Genomic DNA, 23138 nt, shown 5'->3' on the forward strand with positions numbered 1-23138 from the left:
CGGTTAGATCACCTTCTTCCCGGTTTTCGCCTCATAACGGATTTTTTCTTTTAACTTATTAATCCCGTAAATAAGTGCGGCAGGGTTCGGTGGACATCCTGGAATATACACATCAACAGGAACAATCTGGTCGACCCCTTTAACAACAGAGTAAGATTTAATATATGGTCCTCCTGCCGTCGCGCATGACCCCATCGCTACGACCCATTTTGGCTCAGCCATTTGATCATATAAACGGCGTACCGTCGGCGCCATTTTTTTTGTCACTGTTCCTGAAACGATCATGACGTCTGATTGACGCGGCGAGTTCCGGTAGAAAGTACCGAAGCGCTCAATATCATAATGCGCAGAACTCGTTCCCATCATTTCAATGGCACAACAAGCCAAACCGAATGTCATTGGCCAAAGGGATGCACTTCGTGCCCACCCTTTCACCTCTTCCAGCTTTGCAAAAAATATATTTCTTCTAACCTCTTCCATTTCATCTTCAGATAAAAACTCCAAGTTTAAATCCATTTTAGCACCTTCTTTTTCCATGCGTAGATGAGTCCAATGAGAAGCATCAAAACAAAGATGAGCATTTCAATTAGCGCAAAAATTCCAAGCTTTTCGTAGGCGACTGCCCATGGATAGAGAAACACAGTTTCCACATCAAAAATGACAAACATTAATGCAAAAACATAATAGCGGACATTGAACTGTACCCGTGCATCATGGAATGGTTCAATTCCGCTCTCATATGTGGTGTACTTCGCATCAATTGCTTTGTACTTTGGCCGTAAAAGCTTTGCGGCAAATAATGCGACCACAGGTAATAATACGCCGAGACACAGGAACGCGAATACCATTAAATAGTTATTCTGATATAAATTCATCAGTTCCATGCTTATCCCCCCATCGGTGTGAAATAGTCGAACTTTTATATTATGTAACCGTAAACAATTATAACATTGTTAACAATTTGTGTCGATATGCCCACCACATTATCACAAATCATTGGTGGGAAATAACTAGAAAAAATATTCTGAATACTCTATATCCTAAGAAAACAAATCATCTCGATCTAAATCCCCTGTCCTTACCCATCCTATGCATCATCTGTTTCGTTATGCCCAGCAAAAGAATTTAATAAAAAAGAGCGCCCAACTCGTTCTTTGGGCACTCTTCTAGTAGGTATCGTCTATATTTTTCTTTGCGCAATGGAAATCCGGTTGATCGCGCGTCGAAGAGCAAGTTCGGCACGTGTGAAATCGACATTTTCCTGTTGCTTTTCACGCAGGCGTTTTTCTGCACGTTCTTTTGCACGCACCGCACGGTCGAGATCGATATCTTCTGATCTCTCAGCTGTTTGAGCCAGAACCGTAACCTTGTCAGGACGGACTTCTAAGAAACCGCCGCTAACGGCAACATAATCAGTATTTCCACCATTCTTTAAGCGAACCGCACCGATTTCAAGTGGAGCTACCATCGGGATATGACCAGGCAGAATCCCGAGCTCTCCAGTTTGAGCTTTTGTGCTGACCATTTCAACGTCAGATTCATAAACCGGTCCATCAGGAGTAACAACATTGACTTTTACCGTCTTCATCTTTTACCCTCCTGGTCCGTTTTTAAACCTCTACACCCATGCGTTTTGCATTCTCAATTACGTCTTCAATCCGACCAACAAGACGGAATGCATCCTCTGGAAGGTGGTCATACTTTCCGGCAAGAATTTCTTTAAATCCCTTAACCGTTTCTTTAACAGGCACGTAAGAACCAGGCTGTCCAGTGAACTGCTCGGCCACGTGGAAGTTTTGTGAAAGGAAGTTTTGAATACGACGAGCACGATAAACAATTTGCTTATCCTCTTCGCCCAATTCATCCATACCAAGGATGGCGATAATATCTTGAAGTTCACGGTAACGCTGCAACGTAGACTGTACTTGACGAGCGATTTCGTAGTGCTCTTCACCAACGATTTCTGGTGATAATGCACGTGATGTCGATGCAAGTGGATCCACGGCAGGATAAATTCCCATCTCAGAAAGCTTACGCTCAAGGTTTGTTGTTGCATCTAAGTGAGCGAAAGTTGTTGCTGGAGCTGGATCCGTATAGTCATCGGCTGGTACATAAATTGCTTGAATTGATGTAACCGACCCTTTTTTCGTTGAAGTAATCCGTTCTTGCAATTTACCCATTTCCGTTGCAAGTGTTGGCTGATAACCAACGGCTGAAGGCATACGTCCTAGAAGGGCGGAAACCTCAGAACCTGCTTGTGTGAAACGGAAGATGTTGTCCATGAAGAAAAGAACGTCCTGTCCTTGCTCATCACGGAAATATTCAGCCATCGTCAAACCAGTCAAAGCAACACGCATACGTGCACCTGGTGGTTCGTTCATCTGTCCGAATACCATCGCTGTTTGTTTAATAACGCCTGAGTCAGTCATTTCGTAGTAAAGGTCATTTCCTTCACGTGTACGCTCACCGACACCAGCGAAAACGGAAATCCCGCTATGCTCTTGGGCAATATTATTGATCAATTCCTGGATTAGAACCGTTTTTCCTACACCGGCACCTCCGAAGAGACCGATTTTACCACCTTTAATGTATGGGGCAAGTAGGTCAACGACCTTGATTCCAGTTTCAAGAATTTCAACTTCTGTTGATAATTCATCAAATACAGGTGCTTCCTTGTGGATGCCATCACGGCGAGCATCTGCAGCAATCGGTTCATCTAAGTCAATATTTTCACCTAATACGTTAAATACACGTCCTAGCGTAATATCTCCAACTGGAACAGAAATTGGTGCTCCAGTATCAATTGCATCTGATCCACGTGTAAGTCCATCTGTAGATGACATCGCAATTGTCCGTACAGTATCATCACCTAAATGAAGGGCAACTTCAAGGGTTAAATGGATATCAACTTCAGATTCACTCTGCGCTTTCTTATCGATCCTCAATGCGTTATAGATCGCAGGAAGTTGTCCGCTATCAAACTTCACGTCAACAACTGGACCCATAACTTGGAGAACGCGTCCTTTGTTCATCTTGTTCCCTCCTAACTCACTCTTTCCAATGATTTCGTCTCTATTCTAATGCTGCGGCTCCACCGACAATTTCGGTAATTTCTTGGGTAATTGCGGCTTGGCGCGCACGGTTATAGCTAAGATCAAGTTGACCAATAAGATCTTTCGCGTTATCCGTTGCATTTTTCATCGCATTCATTCGAGCAGCATGCTCACTAGCTTTGCTGTCGAGCAATGCGCCGTAAATTAAACTTTCAGCATATTGAGGCAAGAGAACCTCTAAAATCTGTTCCGCATTTGGCTCAAATTCATAGGAAGTCAATTGTCCAGATGAAGTTTCTAAATCCGTTAATGGCAGAAGTTTTTTATCTGTGACTACCTGTGAAATCGCACTCACGTAATGGCTATAGTAAAGATATAATTCGTCGAATGTTTCATCTGAGAACATCCCAACAGTGCTGCTGGCAATATCCTTGATTTCGCTGAACGATGGCTGGTCTGCAACTCCAATAATTTCTAGCACGACGTTCATGCCTTTTTTCAAAAAGAAGTCACGACCTACTCTACCGATGGCGATGATGGCAAATTCATCATTCGACTTATGGCGACTTTGAATCGTTTGATATACTTCACGGAGGACGTTACTGTTGAAAGCACCCGCAAGTCCACGGTCTGAAGTAATGACCAAATAACCCGTCTTTTTGACCGGACGACTGTTCAGCATCGGATGATTAATATCCTGGCTTCCTAAGGCAATTGAAGCAGTTACTTCCTGAATTTTTTCCATATAAGGGACAAATGCTTTCGCATTGCTCACTCCACGGCTCCATTTAGAGGAAGACACCATTTCCATCGCTTTTGTAATCTGACTTGTCTTTTTCGTCGAAACGATCCGATTTTTAATATCGCGTAAAGATGCCATTGGTTCTCACCACCCTTTTAAAGATTATTATTCTGAATGAATGAGGGCGGCCGCACGGTGGCGGCTTTTCCCCTTATTTATCACTCGGAAGCTGCGAACGTTTTCTTAAAGTCATTGATTGCAGCGGCCATATCTTCGTCTTTCGGAAGTTCTTTCGTCGTCTTGATATGGTCTAACACTTCTTTACGGTTGGCATCTAACCAAGCATAATATTCACTCTCGAAACGGAGGATATCTTGAACTGGAATATCGTCAAGGAACCCGCGTGTCAATGCATAAAGAATCGCAACCTGCTTCTCAACAGGAATTGGTTTGTTTAAATCTTGCTTTAACACTTCAACGGTACGAGCACCGCGGTTTAGTTTAGCTTGTGTTGCCGCATCAAGGTCAGAACCGAACTGTGCGAAGGACTCTAGCTCACGGAAGGAAGCTAAGTCTAGACGCAATGTACCAGCAACTTTTTTCATTGCTTTAATTTGCGCCGATCCACCTACACGGGATACGGAAAGACCAGCGTTAATCGCTGGACGAACACCAGAGAAGAATAAGTCAGATTGCAAGAAAATCTGTCCATCTGTGATCGAAATAACGTTTGTTGGAATATAAGCTGAAACGTCACCAGCTTGTGTTTCAATAAATGGCAATGCTGTAATTGATCCAGCACCTTTTGCATCACTTAACTTTGCTGCGCGCTCAAGCAAGCGAGAGTGAATGTAGAATACATCCCCTGGATATGCTTCACGACCTGGAGGACGACGAAGCAATAATGAAAGCTCACGGTAAGCAGAAGCTTGTTTTGTTAAGTCATCATAAACAACGAGCACATGTTTCCCGTTATACATGAACTCTTCTGCCATTGAAACCCCAGCATAAGGAGCTAAGTATAAAAGTGGTGCCGGTTGTGATGCAGCTGCCGTAACAACGATTGTGTAATCTAGCGCACCATTCTTACGAAGAGTTTCAACAGCACCACGCACTGTTGATTCCTTCTGACCAATAGCCACGTAAATACAAATCATGTTTTCATCTTTTTGGTTCAGAATTGTATCGATTGCGACAGATGTTTTCCCGGTTTGACGGTCTCCGATGATCAACTCACGCTGACCACGTCCGATTGGAACGAGGGCATCAATCGCTTTAATCCCTGTTTGTAACGGCTCATGAACGGATTTACGGTCCATAACGCCTGGTGCAGAGTATTCGATTGGACGAGTTTTTGTTGTATTAATTGGACCCATGCCATCAACTGGTTGTCCAAGTGGGTTTACGACACGACCAATTAATTCCTCTCCCACTGGAACTTCCATGATGCGGCCTGTACGGCGGACCTCATCTCCCTCACGGATTTCTGTGAAAGGTCCAAGAATGATGATCCCGACATTATTTTCTTCAAGGTTTTGCGCCATTCCCATAACGCCATTAGAGAATTCAACAAGTTCACCGGCCATGCAATTGTCAAGACCATGAACACGTGCGATACCGTCACCAACGGTGATGACTGTACCTACATCACTTACTTGAATTTCCGCCTGATAATTCTCAATTTGCGACTTTATCAGCGCACTAATTTCTTCAGCTTTGATGCTCATGAGTTTCACCCCTATCTACGAAATCTTAGCTTAACAATTTGCGTTCTAGACGATCGAGTTTACCGCGCAAGGACCCGTCATAAATACGGTTGCCGATGCGAAGTTTTACACCGCCAAGCAAATTGGAGTCTGTAATATTTTCAACTTGAAGTGCCTTTTTGCCAACTTTTGGTGCAAAAGCCAATGAAAGGGCTTCTTTTTGACCATCCGTTAACGGCTGGACACTGTATACTTTAGCGTCAGCAATTCCTTTTTCTGCATTAGCTAACTCAATGAAATAATCAGCCACTTGTGGAATGATTTCTTCACGATGACGGTCAGCCAAAAGGAAAAGTAAATTCTTAACATACACACTTGCAGAAGCGAAAGCTGTTTGCAGGAGCTCTCTCTTCTTTTCTTTTGATAATTTTGGTGCTTTTAATGTTTTGATTAGACCTGGGTTCGTGTTGAATACTTCTTTCACAACCCGAAGCTCTTCCTCGACTGTATTAAGCAGGCTTTGCTCACTTGCGACCTGAAAGAGCGCCGTAGCATAGCGCTTCGCTACTTGCGGGTTGCTCATCGGTCTTCCCCTGCCTCTTTAAGATAATCATTGATTAACTTTTCTTGCTCTGTTGCATTCAATTCTTTTTCAATTACTTTCGAAGCAATCATGACAGACAATGTCGCCACTTGCTCACGAATCGCCGCAACGGCTTGTTCTTTCTGCTGTTCAATCTCAAGCTTCGCTGATTCTTTCAAACGATCTGACTCCGTACGTGCAAGAACAAGAATCTCCTCACGCTGGATGTCCGCTTGTTTCTTCGCATTTTCGATTAAACTTTGTGCTTCTTGGCGCGATTGTTTTAAAAGCGCACGCTGTTCTTCTAAATATTTTTCAGCTTCGGTACGGCTTTTTTCTGCCGAATCGATTTCACCTGCGATATGGTCTTCACGTTTTTGCATGACTCCCATTAATGGGCCCCATGCAAACTTTCTCAATAATGCCATCAAAATTAAGAACATCGCCAATTGGAAAAGGATATCTCCAGTATTTAATTCAAATTGGCCTGATGCCCCTAATACGAATAAATCTGCACTCACTCCAGGTTCACTCCCTTCAGTAGTCGTTCACTTTAAGAGAATCACAATATGTTAACTAATGATTTTTAAAATTGCTCAATGCCTCACTAGGGCATAAAGGAATGGCGAAGCTCCTGTTTATGTGATCTTCGCCATCGTTAAAATTCTTATCGTTATTGGCCAACTACCATAAACGCGATAACAACCGCCATGATAGGAATCGCCTCTACGAAGGCAACCCCAATAAACATTGTTGTTTGAAGCATTCCGCGAGCCTCTGGCTGGCGTGCGATTCCTTCTACTGTTTTTGAAACGATCATACCGTTACCTAAACCTGCACCTAATGCTGCTAAACCGATTGCTATTGCTGCTGCTATTGCACCCATTGATTTTCCTCCTCAAGAATTAAATGTATTTTTTATGGGATAGATGTTCATTAAATGAACGGGTTAAATATATTAATGGTCATCACTAACTTTATGAGATATATAGACCATTGTTAACAATGTAAAGATAAATGCTTGGATAGAACCGATAAAGACTGAGAATGCTTGCCACACGATGGTAGGCACTATTGCGACGATGAGTCCAGCGGCACCAGACATCGCCAATGACCCGGCGAGCAATGCTAGTAAAATTTCCCCAGCATAAATGTTCCCGTAAAGACGGAGCCCGAGAGTCAGAGTATTTGAGAACTCTTCAATGATTTTCAAGGGCAATAAGAATCCGACTGGTGAGACAAATCCTTTTGCATAGCCCTTCATCCCTTTTAGTTTGACACCGTAATAATGCGATAACGCTGTAACCATTACGGCAAGTGTAAGGGTGATAACTGGATCCGCTGTAGGCGATTTCCACCATAAATCGTGGTTAACAACAACGGCGAGCGGAAGCCCTAACATATTTGATATAAATATGTACATTATTAAGGTCAGGCCTAAAAGATGAAACCTTCCACCTGTTTTCCAGTCCATATTGCTTTTAACTAAATTTCGAACGAAGTCCATGACCCACTCGATAAAGTTTTGAGCTCCAGTTGGTTTCATCGCAAGTTTCCTGGTGCAGAGCACTGCGATGAGAAACACAATCGCACTGGCAACTGTAATCATCAGGACATTCGAAAGGTTAAACCAAAGGCCCATAAACTCATACATAGGAGCTGTATGATTCAAACGTATTCACCTCTCTTCCCCGCTATTTACGTATAAGAATTGAATGAAAAAATAAATCTATCATAATGACAATTACATAAGTCATTAATCCTATAATCACACTGATGAAGTGGAAAATATCCGGGTATCTTAACGCAACGATTACCGCTAACACAGCCGTCGCCATCCTTGATAATGTACCCAATGTTCGAACGGTTGTCCCAGATGTTACAGCCTGTCCAAGCGTGTTCGTCTTTCTCGCTAACAGCCACATATTAAAAAAACCGAGACTTGTCCCCAAAATCAATCCTGCAAATACAGGTTGATAAGAGGTGAATCCCCACCCTAGAACGTATAATGCCAGCAAATAAAACATGTATTTGCGATATCGTATAGTCAACTGCTGCCATTCCTGCATTATTATTTGTCCCCCGAGTAGTAATGACGAAGCGTGGTCAACACGCCATAAACACCTGCTGCCAACCCTATAAAAATCCCAATTATCAGAAAAAGAGGGTTACTGCTCCATTTCCCATCAAGCCACCTTCCGACAAAAATACCGATTAGGGTGGATCCTGCTAACTGTGATAGAATAGCAGACGATAACGCGATTGCCTGAAAAGGACGATTGTTCTTTTGTTGCATCAAAAATCAATCCTTATTTATAGCGAAGGTTATGTGGCAGAATGCTAGTAACACCAACGTATTATGTACTGAAAACCTTCCCATTTACATCCTTTGTAAGCATACAATAGCAACCTGTCAATGTCAATCCATTCGTCGCAAAAAAATTCACATACATTTCATAAATTCTGACAAAAATAGACATTACCTTACAAGGGTAATGTCTTCCATTTTTTTCTATACGAGTTTGTCAACTTTTTTATTTACCCCTCGTTCGGTATAATGAACACCGAAGTATCCACCCGATCTTCCTGACCTGCTTTTTTCGCGAATACTTTTGCTAAATACCCACCGGCTGGCGGCAAATCTTCCGGTGCGATTTCTTGCTCAAGCAACCCTTTTTTTACGTTTGTTTTATGATCAAGGAAACGAATAAAGCGATGATCATCCGGATCAAACAAGGCAATCCCGAACTCCTCCGCCCCGCCAGGAAGATAAACTTCGTAACGGTAATAGCCCGGCTTATCTGCTGGCGCCAAGGCAAAGCCCATTACTCTTGGATAATCCGGTTCCTCGAGCACATATAAATACGGAATGCTCATTTTACTTGTTCCATCATTTAAAATAAGGAAGCCGTCATGAAGCTTTTGCTTAAATGCAGCTGGATCGACAATCATACTGATATTCACTTTTTTCTTTTCACCTGGCTTCAACTCAAAGCCAATCGGAAGTTCCCAATTAATTCCCTTCGCTTGCTTCGGAATGGCAAATGAGTACCTTTTCGTCTTTTCGCTATGGTTTTGCACTTCAATGACCGCACTATGGCGATGCAAGCGATCTTTTAACCGAAACTTGCCAAAATGCAAGGACGATGGGAGAACAAGGGTCTCTGCTCTGACCGCTTTTTCAATTTGAATTCGGCCAGCTCCTTGTTCATAAGTCCGATACTCATGGCCATTGCGATCTTTTATTGAAACGGCGGTATTCATTAATGCCGCTTTAATTTGTTCCGGACTCCAGTCAGGATGGGCTTGTTTAATGAGGGCACTTGCTCCGGCGACATGTGGAGCGGCCATACTCGTTCCTTGCAAAGAGAGATAACCGCCTGGAACGGTACTTTCAATTGCGACTCCTGGAGCAACTACATCCGGTTTAATTTCCCACGTAACCGTCACGGGACCTCGTGAGCTAAAATCAGCAAGAATGTCTTTTTCCTCAATTAATTCCATCCGTGCATATAGCTTGCCTTGTTTCATCGCCTTTTTCATTCTTTTTCCTTCTGCTAGCGTAATTGAAGCGACCGGAATCTCCAGTCGTTCATCAAGATTTCCTAAAAACCCGCCATCTGTATTGTTATAAATGATGACTCCCGTTGCCCCTGCTTCATAGGCGTTCCTCGATTTTTCAGTAAAAGTGAGCTTGCCTCTTTTTAGCAAAACTAATTTTCCCTTCGCTCCAGTGAGCTCATTTTTTTGACCAAGGCCACCATCGACGATTTCAAGACTGCGGTCAAACCGCCATTTTTCCGAGCCCATCAACGGTTCAAGACGAATATTTGCTTGCTTATTTGAGAGCGATAAATAGGGGATATTCAACGGCGGAGTCGATGCACCAACTGAAATCGCTTTTGATGCTGTCCCCGGGGAACCGACCGTCCATTTATTCGGTCCCGAATTCCCTGAAGAGGTCACGGCGACAATCCCTTTTTCGACCGCTTTATTTATAGCTAAAGAAATCGGTAAATCTGGACCGTTAATTTCATTGCCTAGCGATAAATTAAGAATATCGACTTTGTCTTCAATTGCTTTGTCAATCGCAGCAAGTACCTGCTCTGTCGTTCCCATTCCCCCGGGCCCAAGTGCTCGATAGGCAATAATTTCTGCATCAGGTGCAACTCCAAGCATCCGCCCATTTGCGGCAATCACACCAGCGACATGGGTTCCATGCAAAGTTCCCATTCCGTGTGTTCCTTTTGTTTCCATTGGGTCATCGTCTTCGTCGACTAAATCATGTCCACCACGGTAATTACGGTGTAAATCTGGATGCTCATAGTCAACCCCTGTATCAATCACACCGACTTTCATTCCTTTGCCCGTTAACCGTTGACCATTCTCATCGAAATATCCACGGACGATGTTACCGCCAATCCAGTCAATATTGCCTGTTAATTGCTTTTCAACTTTATACGATTGTACTGGAGAAACGAGTTTGGCGCCTGTGATTTTCTCGATTGCCTCGGATGGCCCTTCCACCGAATAACCTGGTATCGCATGCATATAAATTCTTCGTAACTTTAGATCGGGGTGGGCGGCAAGCTGTTTTTCAATCGCCGCTTTTGTTTGGAATTCCTCCGTCAACACAATGGCAACCGGATTTGCACTTGCCGTGCCCACCATAAAAAACAACCAAACAAGCACTGCTTTACATATGATTTTCGCCATCATGTCACCCGCTTTTATCCTTAGAATGAGCGAAGCATAAGCAGAATATACTTGTGTTTTATCCGGTAAATTACTTGTTTATTGCGAATGAATTTTCATAATTTTATTTATTAACTGAAATATTTGTTTCCTATTCATATTGTCGCTTCATTCGGGATGACTGGTAGTAGTAGGTCTGGGTTTAATTTCCAGTTTCAGGGTGGGGTGTTTGTGTCAGGGAGCGAATCCAGAAAAATAGACGGAGAAATTCCCCTTAATTAGCAGGTGGCATTGAAAATAGCCCTAATAGACGGAGAGATTCCGCTTATTGACTCAAAAAGGATGAAAATAAGGGGTTTTGCTTTGCATAAGCGGAAAACCTCCCCTTATTTCCCCTGAAAACACCCTTGATTATACATATAAGCGGAAAATCTCCGCTTATTTTAGATTCATTTGTTACTCAGTCTCCTTGCAGAGAAGTTGACTCGGAACCTTGAAGAAAAGAATCGTCTGTTTGAACGGATGTGTGGAATAAAACGGGATATTAAAGGTTACTTTGATTTAAATTTTTAGTTTGTTAACTGAACAATCTCATTTTGATGCACTATGGGGAACCTTACTATAAGTAAATGAGGTTTTTCCTAAGATGAAAAAAAGAACCCTAAAAAGGATTCTTTATTTTGTACCAAATAAACGGTCTCCCGCGTCTCCTAAACCTGGGACGATATAACCGTGGTCGTTCAGCTTTTCGTCGAGGGCCGCAATGTAAATATCCACATCTGGATGTGCTTCTTTCAATGCTTCCACCCCTTCAGGAGCTGCAATTAAGCACATAAATTTAATATGTTTCCCGCCGCGCTTTTTCAGGCTCGTGATCGCTTCAATCGCTGAACCTCCAGTTGCAAGCATCGGATCAACAACGATGAAATCACGCTCTTTCACATCACTTGGGAGCTTCACATAATACTCCACCGGCTTTAACGTTGCTGGGTCACGATAGAGACCTATATGTCCAACTTTTGCTGCTGGAATCAGTTTCAAAATGCCATCAACCATGCCGATTCCCGCACGTAAAATCGGGACAAGACCGATTTTCTTACCAGAGAGGACTTTAGACGTCGTTTTCTGAACGGGCGTTTCCACTTCAATGTCTTGCAGCGGCATGTCACGAGTAATTTCGAATGCCATCAACGTTGCCACTTCATCGACAAGTTCACGAAATTCCTTTGTTCCAGTCTGCTTATCACGAATATACGTTAGTTTATGTTGAATCAGCGGGTGGTCGAATACATACACCTTTGCCATCGTTATCTCTCCTTTAGAAATCTATGTAGAATTTTGTCCTTTTATGTAAACACTTCGTCTAATTTTACAGAAAAACAGCTGTAAGAGCAACAACGTAATACCTATTTTATTATTTGTGAAAATTTAAAACAAATACAAGCAAATTTCTGGATTTGTTATAAAAAATAAAAAAACGGCCCTCCCAAACGAGAGAACCGCGTATGCCTATTAATATTCAGGGTAAAGTACAAATTTCGAAGTCAAGTCTTCAACGCGCTTGCTTGCTTCTGCTAGCTTTTCTTCGTTGTCATGGTTTTTAAGTGTAAAGGCAATGATTGACGCAATTTCATCCATGTCTTCTAGTCCGAAGCCACGGCTAGTTACAGCAGCTGTTCCAATGCGGATCCCGCTTGTAACGAATGGACTTGCAGGGTCAAATGGAATCGTATTTTTATTCACTGTAATCCCAACTTCATCGAGGACATGCTCAGCGACCTTTCCAGTTAAATCAAGTGAGCGTGTGTCGATCAAAATTAAGTGATTGTCTGTTCCGCCAGAAACGAGCGTAATGCCTTCTTTTTGCAGTCCTTCTGCAAGGCGCTTCGCATTGGCAACGATATTGCCCGCATACTCTTTAAAACTTTCTTGAAGTGTTTCGCCAAAAGCAACGGCTTTCGCAGAAATGACATGCATAAGCGGTCCACCTTGGATTCCAGGGAAGATCGATTTATCAATTTTCTTCGCAAATTCTTCACGGCAAAGAATCATTCCGCCACGTGGTCCGCGAAGCGTTTTATGTGTTGTCGTTGTCACAAAATCAGCATAAGGAACTGGATTTTGATGATAACCTGCAGCGACAAGACCAGCGATATGCGCCATATCGACCATTAAGTATGCACCGATTTCATCAGCAATTTCACGGAATTTTTTAAAATCAATTTCACGTGGGTAGGCACTTGCACCAGCAACGATTAACTTCGGCTTATGCTCAAGTGCTTTTTGACGAACATCATCATAATTGATGAGATGTGTTTCTTCATCTACGCCGTATTCAATAAAGTTGTATTGAACACCACTGAAGTTTACTGGACTTCCGTGTGTTAAGTGTCCACCATGAGACAAGTTCATTCCAAGCACTGTGTCGCCTTGATTTAAAATCGTAAAATAAACCGCCATATTCGCCTGTGCACCAGAGTGGGGTTGAACGTTAACATGCTCCGCTCCGAAGATTTCCTTTGCGCGATCACGAGCGATATCTTCAACAATATCGACGTATTCACAGCCACCATAATAACGCTTTGCTGGATAGCCTTCCGCATATTTATTCGTTAACACTGATCCTTGCGCTTCCATCACTGCTTCTGAAACAAAGTTTTCAGAGGCAATTAACTCGATTTTCGTGCGTTGACGTCCTAATTCTTTTTGAATCGCTTCAAATACTTTTGAATCCTGCTCCTTAAGATGCTTCATTGTAATCCCCCTAATTATAAAATAAGTCATTTTTTACGTTCGTATAGTGTGAAAATTCATTTTTATTGTAGCCGATGTTTGTATAAAAAGGAAGCATGAAAACAATAAATTTTCGTGATTTTTATAAAAAAACGCTTACTTTTGCGTTTTTTAGCCAAAACAAAATTCAAATAAATATTAATCCGGCAAAATACTTAATTAATGTTCGTGTTTTCCCTTAGTAAAAAAGCTCCACCGAGGAGCCTTTGTTAACATGATTCGTTTTCTTTCCGCTTTTCATACACAGCCCGGACGCCGCCGATGAGCTTTGGCCTCGTCGTTGCCAATGTGACGAAGGCATCCCCGACCGTTTTTTGCGTGACACGAACGGGTACCGCGACATGTTTAAGATGCATGCCGATAAAAGTACTACCGATGTCAATTCCTGCATCCGCCTTAATAAATTCAACAACGACAGGGTCTTTCATTTTATGATAAGCATATGTAGCCATTGCTCCTCCGGCTGTGCGGACAGGAACAACTGACACCTCTTCAAGCTGCAGGCGCTCTGCCGTCGCTCTTTCGACAACAAGGGCACGGTTCAAATGTTCGCAGCATTGAAAAGCAAGCTCAGCTTCTACCTCGCTTTGCAGCTGGCGAAACAATAATGACGCCACTTCTTCTGAGCCTTGTGTGCCAATTTTCTTGCCGATAATCTCACTTGTGCTGCAGCCGATTACTAAACAATGACGCTTGCTCAACTTCACTATTTCTTTAAATTCTGAAAGGATCGCGTTAAACTCGACTTCCCATTGATCCATCATCTTATTTGTTCTCGTATTCCGAAATTTTGCCAATGCGGTTTGCATGGCGGCCACCTTCAAAATCGGATGTTAGCCAAGCTTGAGCAATTTCACGTGCGAGCCCAGGTCCGATTACACGCTCACCCATCGCAATGATATTGCTGTCATTATGAAGGCGCGTTAATTTTGCACTAAATACATCGTGGACGAGCGCACAGCGAATTCCTTTTACTTTATTTGCGGCGATGCTCATGCCAATGCCTGTCCCACAGATAAGAATTCCGCGGTCAAACTCACCTGCGGCCACTTTTTCGGCAACTGGCAAGGCATAATCAGGATAATCAACAGAAGTCTCGCAATCACAACCGAAATCTTCGTATTCAATTCCCAATTCTTCCATTAAAGCTTTAATTTCTTCACGGATTTTGATTCCGCCGTGGTCAGACGCAATTGCAACTTTCATCACTGTTCCCCCTAATAAATTCTATCGTTATTCTCTCACAAACGTCTGAAAATATCATTTATTTTCACCATTTTTCAATCGACTTTTCAATCGCCTTCCTAATTTGTTCAAAAGTGGCACGGTAATTTTCTAGACTGCCGCCATACGGATCGGAAATATCAGCATACCCTTGTTCTCCCGCGAACTCTTTAAGAGTAAATGTTTTTCCATTCGCATTTGGAAAGTTCGTAATAACCGCTTGTTTATGGCTTTCTGTCATCGTTAATACAAACGTTGCCCAGTCCACTTCTTGCACCGATAACTGCGTCGATTGATGCTCGAATTCAATTTCTTGTTCCGCCAACACTTTGAGTGCATTTGCTGAAGCTGGGCTTCCATTAAGCGCATATACTCCTGCTGATTTAACCTGTACAGTGGGAATCTGCTTTGCTTTTAAAATTGCCTCTGCCATCGGGCTGCGGCAAGTATTTCCCGTACAAACAAATAAAACTCTTTCCATTCAGCACACCCTCCCTATCTATTTTTATTATACTTCGTTCTATTAACAGCATAAAGAAAACTCGCCGATTGGCGAGCCTGATTGTTAAAGCGGAAGCAAGAATTTCAGTCCGAAGGCAAGTAAAATGCTACCGCCGAGCGCCTCGCTGTAATTTCCGAGAAAGCCTTGCATCCTTCTACCGAGCAATAAACCTGCCCAAGTTAATACCGTTGCCACCGCACCAAAGCAAATAAGGACGAGCGCGGTTTTTGCTCCATAAATTCCAAGCGTTAACCCCGCGGAAAAACTATCAAGGCTCACCCCAAAGGCAAAGAAAATCAGGCCCTTCCCGACTGGCTCAATGAAAGTCGATTCTTCTTCTTTAAAACTGGACCAGATCATTTGTACCCCTAAAAGAATGAGCAAAAGCCCGCCAAGAACACTTGCTATCGAACCGAATTGTTCAGATAAAAAGCGGCCAGCAATCATTCCAAATAGCGGCATCCAAATATGAAAAAGACCAATGGTAATGCCTATTTTGAAAATCTGCCTCAGCGTTAGTTTGAACATTCCCATGCCGAGACCGACTGAAAATGCGTCCATTCCTAGCGCAAAAGCCATTAAAATGAGGGTAATCAATCCACCAAGCATCTTTTAGCCTCCCTTGGACTTGCTATACAAGCATATGCACGTCCAAGAGGGTTTAGAAGTGAGGATTTTCAGGTGGGTTGTTTTAATGAGAGTGGTGGAATTTTAGTTGGGGGAGGTTGGTTTGATGAGAGTGGTGGAATTTTAGTTGGGGGAGGTTGTTTAATCAAGTAGTGGATTTTAGTTGAGGTAAGTTGTTTAATCCGAGTAGTGGGATAAACCGTGTTTATGAGCCTGTTTTAATACTAGTACTGGGAATAAGTCCATTTTGGGCCGTGTTTTATTACTAGTACTTGGATTAAGTCGATTTTTTGCCGTTTTTTATTGCTAGTACTGGGATTATATCGGCGTTTTAACCTTCGTTTATTGCCAGTACTCGGATTAACAGCTCATTTTACGCCGTTTTATTTCGAGTACTAGCAATATATCAACGAAATTTACTGTTTTTAATCCGAGTACTTGGATAAAAAAACGTGTTACCAGCATTATCGCTCAAAAAACTTAAGATGCTCTTCGGCCAAATGTTCATAAATGACCTTTCCTTGAAAAAACATACATAATTAACTGTGCTTTTAGCCAGTACTCAAATAGCGTTATTCCGCTCCAGTACTGCTACACTCTATTCGCTCAACCACACTAAACACTACAAAACGATCACCGGAAAGCCCGAAGCTTTCGTCAGTCTGTTCATAATCGCAACGCCGACGCCAGTTTCGGGAAATACTTCGCCATAAATGACGTCGATTTCCTGCTCATTAAATGTCCGTAACGTATCATACAATGCTTCGGCAACGGTTTCGAGCTCGCCCCGACGTCCACAAGCAAGGACAACATCGGCGTCATACGCTAGCCGATTTTCCTCTGTCGTCATGACAGCAACCTTTTTCCCCGCTGCCCGCTTTTCATTCACAAGCCGTTGAATGTCACAAACTTCACCATCTACTAAATAAAGCGGCGCGTTCGGTGCGTAATGCCGGTATTTCATTCCAGGTGATTTCGGAGCCGCATTCGGATCGGTTAAAGCAGGATCTGCAGCGACTTCGCCAACAACCAGTTCAAGCTGCTCGCGAGTAATTCCGCCCGGACGTAATATTATTGGGATTTCCCCAGTACAATCAACCACCGTTGACTCAACGCCCACTCCAGTCGCACCGCCATCAATGATACCAGCAATTCTCCCGTTTAAATCATGCCAAACATGCTCAGCAGTCGTCGGGCTCGGCTGACCTGATAAATTCGCACTCGGAGCAGCAATTGGCAGCCCGGACGCTGCAATGACCGCAAGCGCAATTGGATGATTCGGCATCCTGATTGCAACCGTCGATAATCCCGCAGTCGCCACACCGGATAATTTTCCGGACTTTTTTGTTAAAATTAGCGTCAATGGACCTGGCCAAAAGGCATCCATCAGCTGCTGGGCTGATTCCGTTACTTCCTGAACAAAATCTGTCAACTGGTCAAGATTTGCAATATGAATAATCAACGGATTATCCCCAGGTCGACCTTTCGCTTCGAAGATTTTTGCTACCGCCTCGTCGCTTTCGGCATTGCCACCAAGTCCATACACCGTTTCTGTTGGCAGTGCAACAACTTCATTTTGCTTTAAACAATCTGCTGCTTCGACAATTTGTGGATATGTTAATAAATTATCCACAATGTTATCCACTTTCCACATTTTCGTTTCCATACTTGTCCACCTTTTTATATCACAATCATTTATCCCCAATATATTCCCGTTTATCCGACATTTTTCGATTAATTTCTATGAAAGTATAAAAGAAGAATTCGAGAATAACAAGGCTTTATCCACAAATTGTGAATAGTATGGACGAAAAAGTGGATAACTTTGTGAAAATATCCACAGTTTTCACTTACTTATGAGTTATCCACAGTTTTTACAGTCATTTCCATTATAAACGCGTTATCCACATTTAGTACTTGCTTAAAATGGAGATTTTGATGCAAGCATTCTGGGAAGTTATCCACTTTCATAAAACCAATTTTATTAAAAAATGGCAGCGCGGTTTCTTTATTTGTAACAAGATAGAGTGATGAAAGCTGTTTGCTTTCCGCAATCCGAATGACACGATCGAATAAAAGTAATACTTGGACTTTCGTCGTCGTCGGTGAGACAACAAATGAGCGCAATAACCCAACATTGTCAATCGGCTCAATGCCAATACACGCCTTCAACTTCCCCTGTTTTGTTTCCAATAACGAATAATATTCTATACAATCTTCCAACCCATTTGCGTCTAAGTTGGCCTCTACTAAAAATGATTCAAGCCTTTCAATATCCTTTCGATCTGCGTTACGAATCGTTTCTTCCATTTTCCTTCCCACCCCATTTTTTTCAGATTCTACTATATATGTATGGAGAAACGAGAAAAGTAGAACAAGCAGATTACGAAATGCTAGAATAAGAGAAATGATTTAGTTTTCACAGAAATGTAACTAACTTATATATAGTAGTAAAACTTATGTGCTAAAATAGGATTGCTAATAAAATATGAGATAGTAGGTGAACATGAAGTGAAAAGAGCCATCCTCGCGTTTTTTAGCTTGATTGCTATTGCTTTCTTAGCCGCTTGCGGAGCAAATGACGAAAGCAAGGCACCAATCGAAAGCGAAACGGAAAACATTAAAGAATTGGTCCATGAGTATAGCGTCGGCAAGATATCCGACCAGACTGCTTCCATTACTTCGCATCAACTGATCGTTACGAACAGCGATGACACGCAAGAAATTTATGCATTGCCTGCTGATGAATTCTTTGTCTCGATCGCACCGTTCATCACCAATACCCATCCTTGACAAATTCATAGCTTGACAGGTTGTCAAGGTGAGATGGTTGAAGAACAGTTTAACGTCTTGATTGAAGACAGTGAAGGCAATATCATTATTGATGAAACATTGACCACTTTAGCGAACGGATTTATCGATTTATGGTTGCCGCGCGACGAAACGTACTCCGTCAAAATTGAACAAGACGGAAAAGCAGCCGAATTAGAAATTTCCACTTTTGAAGGCGACGACACATGTATCACAACGATGCAATTGACATAATGAAAACAACGCTCAGAGCTCTGAGCGTTGTTTTTTTATTAACCAAATAGTTTGTTCCAGAGGTCGACTAAGAAGAATTTTACTTCAACTGGTTCTTCATCTTGTGGTTCATAAAGTGGCGCTTCTTCCTCTGAATTCACCGCTACTTCAGGTCCATCTTCAAATCCTGGACTTGTCGCTTCTCCATTCGAAAAATCAAGGAAACATAGTGGCGGAAACAGCACGCACCACCAATTTGAGCCCGAACCTTTCCCAAGGGTAATTAGCACTGCTTCGTATTCACCGGCCGGATAAAGAAACTGCCCATAAAGCTTCGTTGGGAATTTAACTGTACTAAATTCCGCTTTCACCGCTTGATTGCTCCCGTTCGCTGCAACGACCTCTTCAGCAATCTTTTGCAGTTCAGGAATGCCTTCCTTAATTACGTTTCTCGCCTCTTCAAGCGAAAGCAACGCTTCTACCCAACTAGTAATTTCTGCATTGACGGCATCTCTCACTTGACGTTTAATTTCTTGGTCTTTCGCTAAATCACTTTCAGCAAGAATTCGTAAGCGAATCGCTTCATTTGGAATCACCATCGGATCATTTGATGTCGCTTCTGTCGTTGGCATATATAAATTTAAAATGGTCGCAGTACATAATAAAATTAAATAAAGTTCAGCAAGTCGTTTCTGTTTCACTTTCTAGCACCATCCCTTCACTAGTCACAGTGTGGACAGATTGCTAGATTCTTAAACTCTTAATTTTTAAAAAACGAGCAGAATTTTTATCTGCCCGTTAACTCGGCAAACACCATCCGGTCCTTGCCATTAAGATCATTGACAACCTCTATCTTCGCTTTCGAGAACGTTTGCCGCAGCATTTGCGCGACAGCTTCACCCTGGCCTGCACCAATTTCAAAGGCAACAAGCGCGGTTTCATTTAAAACAAGGGGAAGCTCCTCCATAAAGCGGCGGTATAAATCAAGGCCATCCTCGCCAGCAAACAACGCAAGATGCGGTTCATGCTCGGTGACTACTTCTGACATCCAGCTCGCATCACTCACGGGGATATATGGAGGGTTCGAAATAATCACATCAAACTTCCTCCCACTCGCGATCAATGGCTGCAGCAAATCACCTTGAAGAAATTCTATTTCCGCGCTCAAATTGGCGGCATTTTTCTTCGCGATTGCTAATGCCTCGTTAGAAACGTCTGTCGCGGTCACCTTTAAGCCTGGATTTTCCAACTTCAATGTCACCGCAATTGCGCCGCTCCCTGTGCCAATATCCGCTAACTCAAACTCTGTCTCGCTTCCGAATATTCGCGTTAAACGTTCAAGCGTCCCGATCACCAACTCCTCAGTCTCCGGACGCGGAATGAGCACTGCTTCGTTGACAGCAAAGGTCCGATCGAAAAACTCTTCCTTGCCGATAATATATTGGACAGGAACACCTTGATAATGACGCTCGACCGCTTGTTGAAACGCAGACCATTGCTCAGCGCTCAAGTTTTCGCGTAAATTTGCGAACAGCTGGGCGCGGCCCATTTTTGTTACAGCGCGCAGCAACAGCTCACCCGCGTTTTCGTCCCGCTTGTTTTCTTTTAAAAAAGAAGAAGCCCAGTTTAGGGCTTCATAAATCAGCTTACTCATTGGACGCTTCCTCAAGTCGACTCGACTGATCTTCCATAATCAAGGCATCGATGATTTCATCTAGTTTCCCTTGGAGAATTTGATCGAGCTTTTGAATCGTTAAACCGATGCGGTGATCGGTCACACGGTTTTGCGGGAAGTTGTACGTACGGATTCGCTCTGAACGATCGCCAGTTCCAACCGCAGATTTCCGCACTTGGTCATATTCCGCTTGTGCTTCACGCTGAAATTTATCGTAGACGCGCGCGCGTAAGACCTTCATCGCCTTGTCTCTATTTTTATGCTGAGATTTCTCATCTTGAATCGAAACAACAATTCCCGTTGGAAGATGCGTTAACCGAACAGCTGACATTGTCGTGTTAACGCTCTGTCCGCCTGCACCGCTTGAAGCAAAGGTATCAAAGCGGATATCTTTATCATGCAGTTGGATTTCGACTTCTTCTGCTTCAGGTAGACAAGCAACGGTCGCCGTTGAAGTATGAATCCGCCCGCCAGACTCAGTTTCCGGCACACGCTGAACACGGTGCGCACCATTTTCAAACTTAAATTTTGAATAGGCGCCACGCCCATTGACCATAAAAATAATTTCTTTAAAACCGCCGACTCCCGTTGTTGTCGCTTCCATGAGTTCAACTTTCCAGCCTTGGGCTTCGGCAAACCGGCTATACATCCGATACAGGTCACCTGCAAATAGGGCCGCTTCGTCGCCACCAGCCGCGCCACGGATTTCCATAATGACGTTTTTATCATCATTCGGGTCTTTTGGAATCAACAATATCTTCAGTTTTGCTTCGAGTTCTTCCATTTTATCTTCTAGTTCAGAAACTTCTTCCTTTACCATTTCTCGCATGTCCGCATCAAGTTTTTCACCAAGCATCGCTTTCGCATCTTGAAGTTGGGATTTGATATCTTTATACTCACGGTAAACTTGTACGGTTTCTTGTATATCTGATTGTTCTTTCGAGTATTCCCGCAGCTTTGTGGGATTATTAACGATATCAGGATCACTTAAAAGCTCATTCAGCCTTTCATAACGATCCTCTACGGCTTGAAGACGATCAAACATAGTCATTCACCTCAATGTTTGTATATTAAAACAGTTAGTATCATTTTAACCCATAACTCTTTAATTATAGTATAACTGAGTGGTATCGTCAAAGTCACATTGCCAATTCAATTTTCAATAAAAGTACTGGCAAGCGATATATGACCAATCGAGGTTTTTAATCCGAGTACTCGGTAAAAACGCAGTTAGTTTTCAGAAAAAGGTCACTTTTGAACATTTGGCTGAAGAAACTCGCTAGCTTTTTGAACGATAATGCTAGTAACGCGTTTTTTAATCCAAGTACTCGGATTAAAAACAGTCAATTTTGTTGATATATTGCTAGTACTCGTATTAAAACGGCGTAAAATAAGCTGTTAATCCGAGTACTAGCATTAAAATGAGGTCAAAACATCAATTTAATCCCTGTACTAGCAATAAAAAACCGCCAAAAATGGACTTATTCCAAGTACTAGCATTAAAACAGACCCATCATCCCCGATAACCCTAGTACTAGCATTAAAACAGATCTATAAACAGAGGTAATGCGAGTACTAGCAATTTAAAAATCAACATGATCGTTGTTGAATTACCAGTACTAAAATTAAAAACAAACCTTTACAATTTTATTGCTTTATTGCTAGTAATGGGATTATCTTTACTCTTTTTAAGTCATTTATACCCTAACACCCCATAAAAATGACTGCCATCCAAAGAATGACAGCCGTCCAAGAAAGGATTTTATCCATTCATTTCAATAGTAAAAGTATAATGACCCGAGAAAAACAGTTGGCTCTATTTTTCCATAGATGTTACATGTTTTAGGAAAAATTTAGGGAAACAGCAGAACCGTCCCCATGTTTCATGTTTCGTGGGACTTCATGGTGATGGCGGCAACGTGCTTCATATGATTCGGATGCGCCGACAAGGATGATTGGATCATCATAAGCGGCCGGTTTGCCGTCGATCAGTCGTTGTGTTCGACTAGCAGGTGACCCGCAGACGGCACAAACTGCTTGAAGTTTTGTCACTTGCTCGGCGATCGCCATCAACATCGGCATTTGTCCAAATGGCTCGCCACGGAAGTCTTGGTCAAGACCAGCGAGAATGACGCGATGTCCACTATTTGCTAAATGCTGAGAAACGCGAATAATTTCCTCATCAAAAAACTGAACCTCGTCAATCGCGATCACATCCAAGTCTGCGTCAATATGGTTAAAAATATCCTCAGCCGCAGCCACAGGTTTGGCGATAACAGACGTTCCGTTATGAGATACGACAGCCTCTTCACTATAGCGATTATCAATTAATGGTTTAAAAATAGCGATTTTCTGCTTCGCAAATTGCGTTCTTCTTACTCGACGAATCAATTCTTCAGATTTCCCGGAAAACATGCTCCCGCAAATAAGTTCAATCCAGCCGCTATGCTTCATCACATCCATAAAAACCGGCCGCTCCTTCCTAGCATTTAAACGTTTATCACAATTATTAGG

General features: G+C 42.6%; 26 protein-coding genes. 1 reads left to right on the forward strand and 25 read right to left on the reverse strand.

Annotated features, from left to right (window positions below; all coding sequences use genetic code 11):
• Window positions 1–3: 3 nt before the first annotated feature.
• The 21 genes from GNT69_RS04400 to GNT69_RS04500 all read right to left on the reverse strand — a co-directional run bounded on the left by GNT69_RS04400 (window position 4) and on the right by GNT69_RS04500 (window position 18235).
• Window positions 4–516, reverse strand: a complete 513-nt coding sequence (locus GNT69_RS04400) for a NuoB/complex I 20 kDa subunit family protein (protein ID WP_203553718.1) — start codon at window positions 514–516, stop codon at window positions 4–6.
• Window positions 507–884 carry an NADH-quinone oxidoreductase subunit A gene (locus GNT69_RS04405; RefSeq protein ID WP_275411164.1) on the reverse strand — a complete coding sequence of 126 codons (378 nt, stop codon included), beginning with the start codon at window positions 882–884 and terminating at the stop codon, window positions 507–509. Before GNT69_RS04405 ends, GNT69_RS04400 begins: the two co-directional genes overlap by 10 nt.
• Window positions 885–1180: 296 nt before the next feature.
• Window positions 1181–1588: a F0F1 ATP synthase subunit epsilon gene (locus GNT69_RS04410; protein WP_203553719.1), complete on the reverse strand. Its 408-nt coding sequence runs from the start codon at window positions 1586–1588 to the stop codon at window positions 1181–1183.
• Between the two features lie 22 nt (window positions 1589–1610).
• Window positions 1611–3032 carry a F0F1 ATP synthase subunit beta gene (gene atpD / locus GNT69_RS04415; RefSeq protein WP_203553720.1) on the reverse strand — a complete coding sequence of 474 codons (1422 nt, stop codon included), beginning with the start codon at window positions 3030–3032 and terminating at the stop codon, window positions 1611–1613.
• Window positions 3033–3072: 40 nt separating this feature from the next.
• Window positions 3073–3933, reverse strand: a complete 861-nt coding sequence (atpG, locus tag GNT69_RS04420) for an ATP synthase F1 subunit gamma (RefSeq protein WP_203553721.1) — start codon at window positions 3931–3933, stop codon at window positions 3073–3075.
• 80 nt (window positions 3934–4013) lie between these two features.
• Window positions 4014–5522, reverse strand: coding sequence for a F0F1 ATP synthase subunit alpha (gene atpA, locus GNT69_RS04425; protein ID WP_203553722.1), 1509 nt, complete (start codon window positions 5520–5522; stop codon window positions 4014–4016).
• 25 nt (window positions 5523–5547) lie between these two features.
• Window positions 5548–6084 (reverse strand): F0F1 ATP synthase subunit delta, encoded by a 537-nt coding sequence (locus GNT69_RS04430; protein ID WP_203553723.1) that lies wholly within the window; start codon window positions 6082–6084, stop codon window positions 5548–5550.
• Complete coding sequence (gene atpF, locus GNT69_RS04435) at window positions 6081–6605, reverse strand: F0F1 ATP synthase subunit B (RefSeq protein WP_203553724.1); 525 nt, start codon at window positions 6603–6605, stop codon at window positions 6081–6083. Before atpF ends, GNT69_RS04430 begins: the two co-directional genes overlap by 4 nt.
• 152 nt (window positions 6606–6757) lie before the next feature.
• Window positions 6758–6970: a F0F1 ATP synthase subunit C gene (atpE, locus tag GNT69_RS04440; RefSeq protein WP_203553725.1), complete on the reverse strand. Its 213-nt coding sequence runs from the start codon at window positions 6968–6970 to the stop codon at window positions 6758–6760.
• A 72-nt stretch (window positions 6971–7042) separates the two neighbouring features.
• Window positions 7043–7756 carry a F0F1 ATP synthase subunit A gene (gene atpB / locus GNT69_RS04445; RefSeq protein WP_203553726.1) on the reverse strand — a complete coding sequence of 238 codons (714 nt, stop codon included), beginning with the start codon at window positions 7754–7756 and terminating at the stop codon, window positions 7043–7045.
• Between the two features lie 22 nt (window positions 7757–7778).
• Window positions 7779–8153, reverse strand: coding sequence for an ATP synthase subunit I (locus GNT69_RS04450; RefSeq protein WP_203553727.1), 375 nt, complete (start codon window positions 8151–8153; stop codon window positions 7779–7781).
• A gap of 2 nt (window positions 8154–8155) precedes the next feature.
• Window positions 8156–8380: an AtpZ/AtpI family protein gene (locus GNT69_RS04455; protein ID WP_203553728.1), complete on the reverse strand. Its 225-nt coding sequence runs from the start codon at window positions 8378–8380 to the stop codon at window positions 8156–8158.
• Between the two features lie 242 nt (window positions 8381–8622).
• Window positions 8623–10755: a S8 family serine peptidase gene (locus GNT69_RS25820; protein WP_481747600.1), complete on the reverse strand. Its 2133-nt coding sequence runs from the start codon at window positions 10753–10755 to the stop codon at window positions 8623–8625.
• Window positions 10756–11454: 699 nt separating this feature from the next.
• On the reverse strand, window positions 11455–12084 hold the full coding sequence (gene upp / locus GNT69_RS04465; RefSeq protein ID WP_203553730.1) for a uracil phosphoribosyltransferase: 630 nt from the start codon (window positions 12082–12084) through the stop codon (window positions 11455–11457).
• Between the two features lie 207 nt (window positions 12085–12291).
• The gene (gene glyA / locus GNT69_RS04470; protein WP_203553731.1) at window positions 12292–13533 is read right to left on the reverse strand and encodes a serine hydroxymethyltransferase; all 1242 of its coding nucleotides are present in this window, start codon (window positions 13531–13533) and stop codon (window positions 12292–12294) included.
• A gap of 248 nt (window positions 13534–13781) precedes the next feature.
• The gene (locus GNT69_RS04475; RefSeq protein ID WP_203553962.1) at window positions 13782–14336 is read right to left on the reverse strand and encodes a TIGR01440 family protein; all 555 of its coding nucleotides are present in this window, start codon (window positions 14334–14336) and stop codon (window positions 13782–13784) included.
• Between the two features lies 1 nt (window position 14337).
• A complete protein-coding gene (rpiB, locus tag GNT69_RS04480; protein WP_203553732.1) occupies window positions 14338–14778 on the reverse strand; it encodes a ribose 5-phosphate isomerase B in 441 nt (146 codons plus the stop codon).
• Between the two features lie 64 nt (window positions 14779–14842).
• A complete protein-coding gene (locus tag GNT69_RS04485; protein ID WP_203553733.1) occupies window positions 14843–15277 on the reverse strand; it encodes a low molecular weight protein arginine phosphatase in 435 nt (144 codons plus the stop codon).
• Between the two features lie 84 nt (window positions 15278–15361).
• Window positions 15362–15907 carry a manganese efflux pump MntP gene (locus tag GNT69_RS04490; protein WP_239094008.1) on the reverse strand — a complete coding sequence of 182 codons (546 nt, stop codon included), beginning with the start codon at window positions 15905–15907 and terminating at the stop codon, window positions 15362–15364.
• Window positions 15908–16547: 640 nt separating this feature from the next.
• Complete coding sequence (locus tag GNT69_RS04495) at window positions 16548–17591, reverse strand: L-threonylcarbamoyladenylate synthase (protein WP_203553734.1); 1044 nt, start codon at window positions 17589–17591, stop codon at window positions 16548–16550.
• A 188-nt stretch (window positions 17592–17779) separates the two neighbouring features.
• Window positions 17780–18235, reverse strand: a complete 456-nt coding sequence (locus tag GNT69_RS04500; RefSeq protein WP_203553735.1) for a GNAT family N-acetyltransferase — start codon at window positions 18233–18235, stop codon at window positions 17780–17782.
• 201 nt (window positions 18236–18436) lie between these two features.
• On the opposite strand from GNT69_RS04500, the gene GNT69_RS25825 reads away from it, so the two are divergent.
• The gene (locus tag GNT69_RS25825) at window positions 18437–18970 is read left to right on the forward strand and encodes a CueP family metal-binding protein (RefSeq protein ID WP_203553736.1); all 534 of its coding nucleotides are present in this window, start codon (window positions 18437–18439) and stop codon (window positions 18968–18970) included.
• A 38-nt stretch (window positions 18971–19008) separates the two neighbouring features.
• Here GNT69_RS25825 and spoIIR read toward each other — a convergent pair whose 3' ends face one another.
• The 4 genes from spoIIR to GNT69_RS04525 all read right to left on the reverse strand — a co-directional run bounded on the left by spoIIR (window position 19009) and on the right by GNT69_RS04525 (window position 23087).
• Entirely contained in the window at window positions 19009–19650 is a 642-nt protein-coding gene (gene spoIIR / locus GNT69_RS04510) for a stage II sporulation protein R (RefSeq protein ID WP_203553737.1), read from the reverse strand.
• A gap of 86 nt (window positions 19651–19736) precedes the next feature.
• Window positions 19737–20603 (reverse strand): peptide chain release factor N(5)-glutamine methyltransferase, encoded by an 867-nt coding sequence (prmC, locus tag GNT69_RS04515; protein WP_203553738.1) that lies wholly within the window; start codon window positions 20601–20603, stop codon window positions 19737–19739.
• On the reverse strand, window positions 20596–21669 hold the full coding sequence (prfA, locus tag GNT69_RS04520; protein ID WP_203553739.1) for a peptide chain release factor 1: 1074 nt from the start codon (window positions 21667–21669) through the stop codon (window positions 20596–20598). The genes prmC and prfA overlap by 8 nt, the downstream gene beginning before the upstream one ends.
• A gap of 797 nt (window positions 21670–22466) precedes the next feature.
• Window positions 22467–23087 (reverse strand): thymidine kinase, encoded by a 621-nt coding sequence (locus GNT69_RS04525; RefSeq protein ID WP_203553740.1) that lies wholly within the window; start codon window positions 23085–23087, stop codon window positions 22467–22469.
• Window positions 23088–23138 lie beyond the last annotated feature (51 nt).

The organism is Bacillus sp. B15-48 (assembly GCF_016879755.1).
In the GTDB taxonomy this organism is placed as follows: domain Bacteria; phylum Bacillota; class Bacilli; order Bacillales; family Cytobacillaceae; genus Mesobacillus_B.

What these genes read in the sequence shown, in the direction of transcription:
- rpiB (WP_203553732.1), bottom strand. Translation starts at nt 14,778, where the DNA reads ATGAAAGTTGCAATTGCGTCTGACCACGGCGGAATCAAAATCCGTGAA.
- atpD (WP_203553720.1), bottom strand. Translation starts at nt 3,032, where the DNA reads ATGAACAAAGGACGCGTTCTCCAAGTTATGGGTCCAGTTGTTGACGTG.
- GNT69_RS04455 (WP_203553728.1), bottom strand. Translation starts at nt 8,380, where the DNA reads ATGCAACAAAAGAACAATCGTCCTTTTCAGGCAATCGCGTTATCGTCT.
- atpA (WP_203553722.1), bottom strand. Translation starts at nt 5,522, where the DNA reads ATGAGCATCAAAGCTGAAGAAATTAGTGCGCTGATAAAGTCGCAAATT.
- GNT69_RS04485 (WP_203553733.1), bottom strand. Translation starts at nt 15,277, where the DNA reads ATGGAAAGAGTTTTATTTGTTTGTACGGGAAATACTTGCCGCAGCCCG.
- upp (WP_203553730.1), bottom strand. Translation starts at nt 12,084, where the DNA reads ATGGCAAAGGTGTATGTATTCGACCACCCGCTGATTCAACATAAACTA.
- glyA (WP_203553731.1), bottom strand. Translation starts at nt 13,533, where the DNA reads ATGAAGCATCTTAAGGAGCAGGATTCAAAAGTATTTGAAGCGATTCAA.
- GNT69_RS04400 (WP_203553718.1), bottom strand. Translation starts at nt 516, where the DNA reads ATGGATTTAAACTTGGAGTTTTTATCTGAAGATGAAATGGAAGAGGTT.
- GNT69_RS04475 (WP_203553962.1), bottom strand. Translation starts at nt 14,336, where the DNA reads ATGATGGATCAATGGGAAGTCGAGTTTAACGCGATCCTTTCAGAATTT.
- atpE (WP_203553725.1), bottom strand. Translation starts at nt 6,970, where the DNA reads ATGGGTGCAATAGCAGCAGCAATAGCAATCGGTTTAGCAGCATTAGGT.
- GNT69_RS25820 (WP_481747600.1), bottom strand. Translation starts at nt 10,755, where the DNA reads ATGGTGGGCACGGCAAGTGCAAATCCGGTTGCCATTGTGTTGACGGAG.
- GNT69_RS04490 (WP_239094008.1), bottom strand. Translation starts at nt 15,907, where the DNA reads ATGCTTGGTGGATTGATTACCCTCATTTTAATGGCTTTTGCGCTAGGA.
- prfA (WP_203553739.1), bottom strand. Translation starts at nt 21,669, where the DNA reads ATGTTTGATCGTCTTCAAGCCGTAGAGGATCGTTATGAAAGGCTGAAT.
- GNT69_RS04405 (WP_275411164.1), bottom strand. Translation starts at nt 884, where the DNA reads ATGGAACTGATGAATTTATATCAGAATAACTATTTAATGGTATTCGCG.
- GNT69_RS04450 (WP_203553727.1), bottom strand. Translation starts at nt 8,153, where the DNA reads ATGCAGGAATGGCAGCAGTTGACTATACGATATCGCAAATACATGTTT.
- prmC (WP_203553738.1), bottom strand. Translation starts at nt 20,603, where the DNA reads ATGAGTAAGCTGATTTATGAAGCCCTAAACTGGGCTTCTTCTTTTTTA.
- GNT69_RS04430 (WP_203553723.1), bottom strand. Translation starts at nt 6,084, where the DNA reads ATGAGCAACCCGCAAGTAGCGAAGCGCTATGCTACGGCGCTCTTTCAG.
- GNT69_RS04495 (WP_203553734.1), bottom strand. Translation starts at nt 17,591, where the DNA reads ATGGAAACGAAAATGTGGAAAGTGGATAACATTGTGGATAATTTATTA.
- GNT69_RS04500 (WP_203553735.1), bottom strand. Translation starts at nt 18,235, where the DNA reads ATGGAAGAAACGATTCGTAACGCAGATCGAAAGGATATTGAAAGGCTT.
- atpG (WP_203553721.1), bottom strand. Translation starts at nt 3,933, where the DNA reads ATGGCATCTTTACGCGATATTAAAAATCGGATCGTTTCGACGAAAAAG.
- GNT69_RS04410 (WP_203553719.1), bottom strand. Translation starts at nt 1,588, where the DNA reads ATGAAGACGGTAAAAGTCAATGTTGTTACTCCTGATGGACCGGTTTAT.
- GNT69_RS04525 (WP_203553740.1), bottom strand. Translation starts at nt 23,087, where the DNA reads ATGGATGTGATGAAGCATAGCGGCTGGATTGAACTTATTTGCGGGAGC.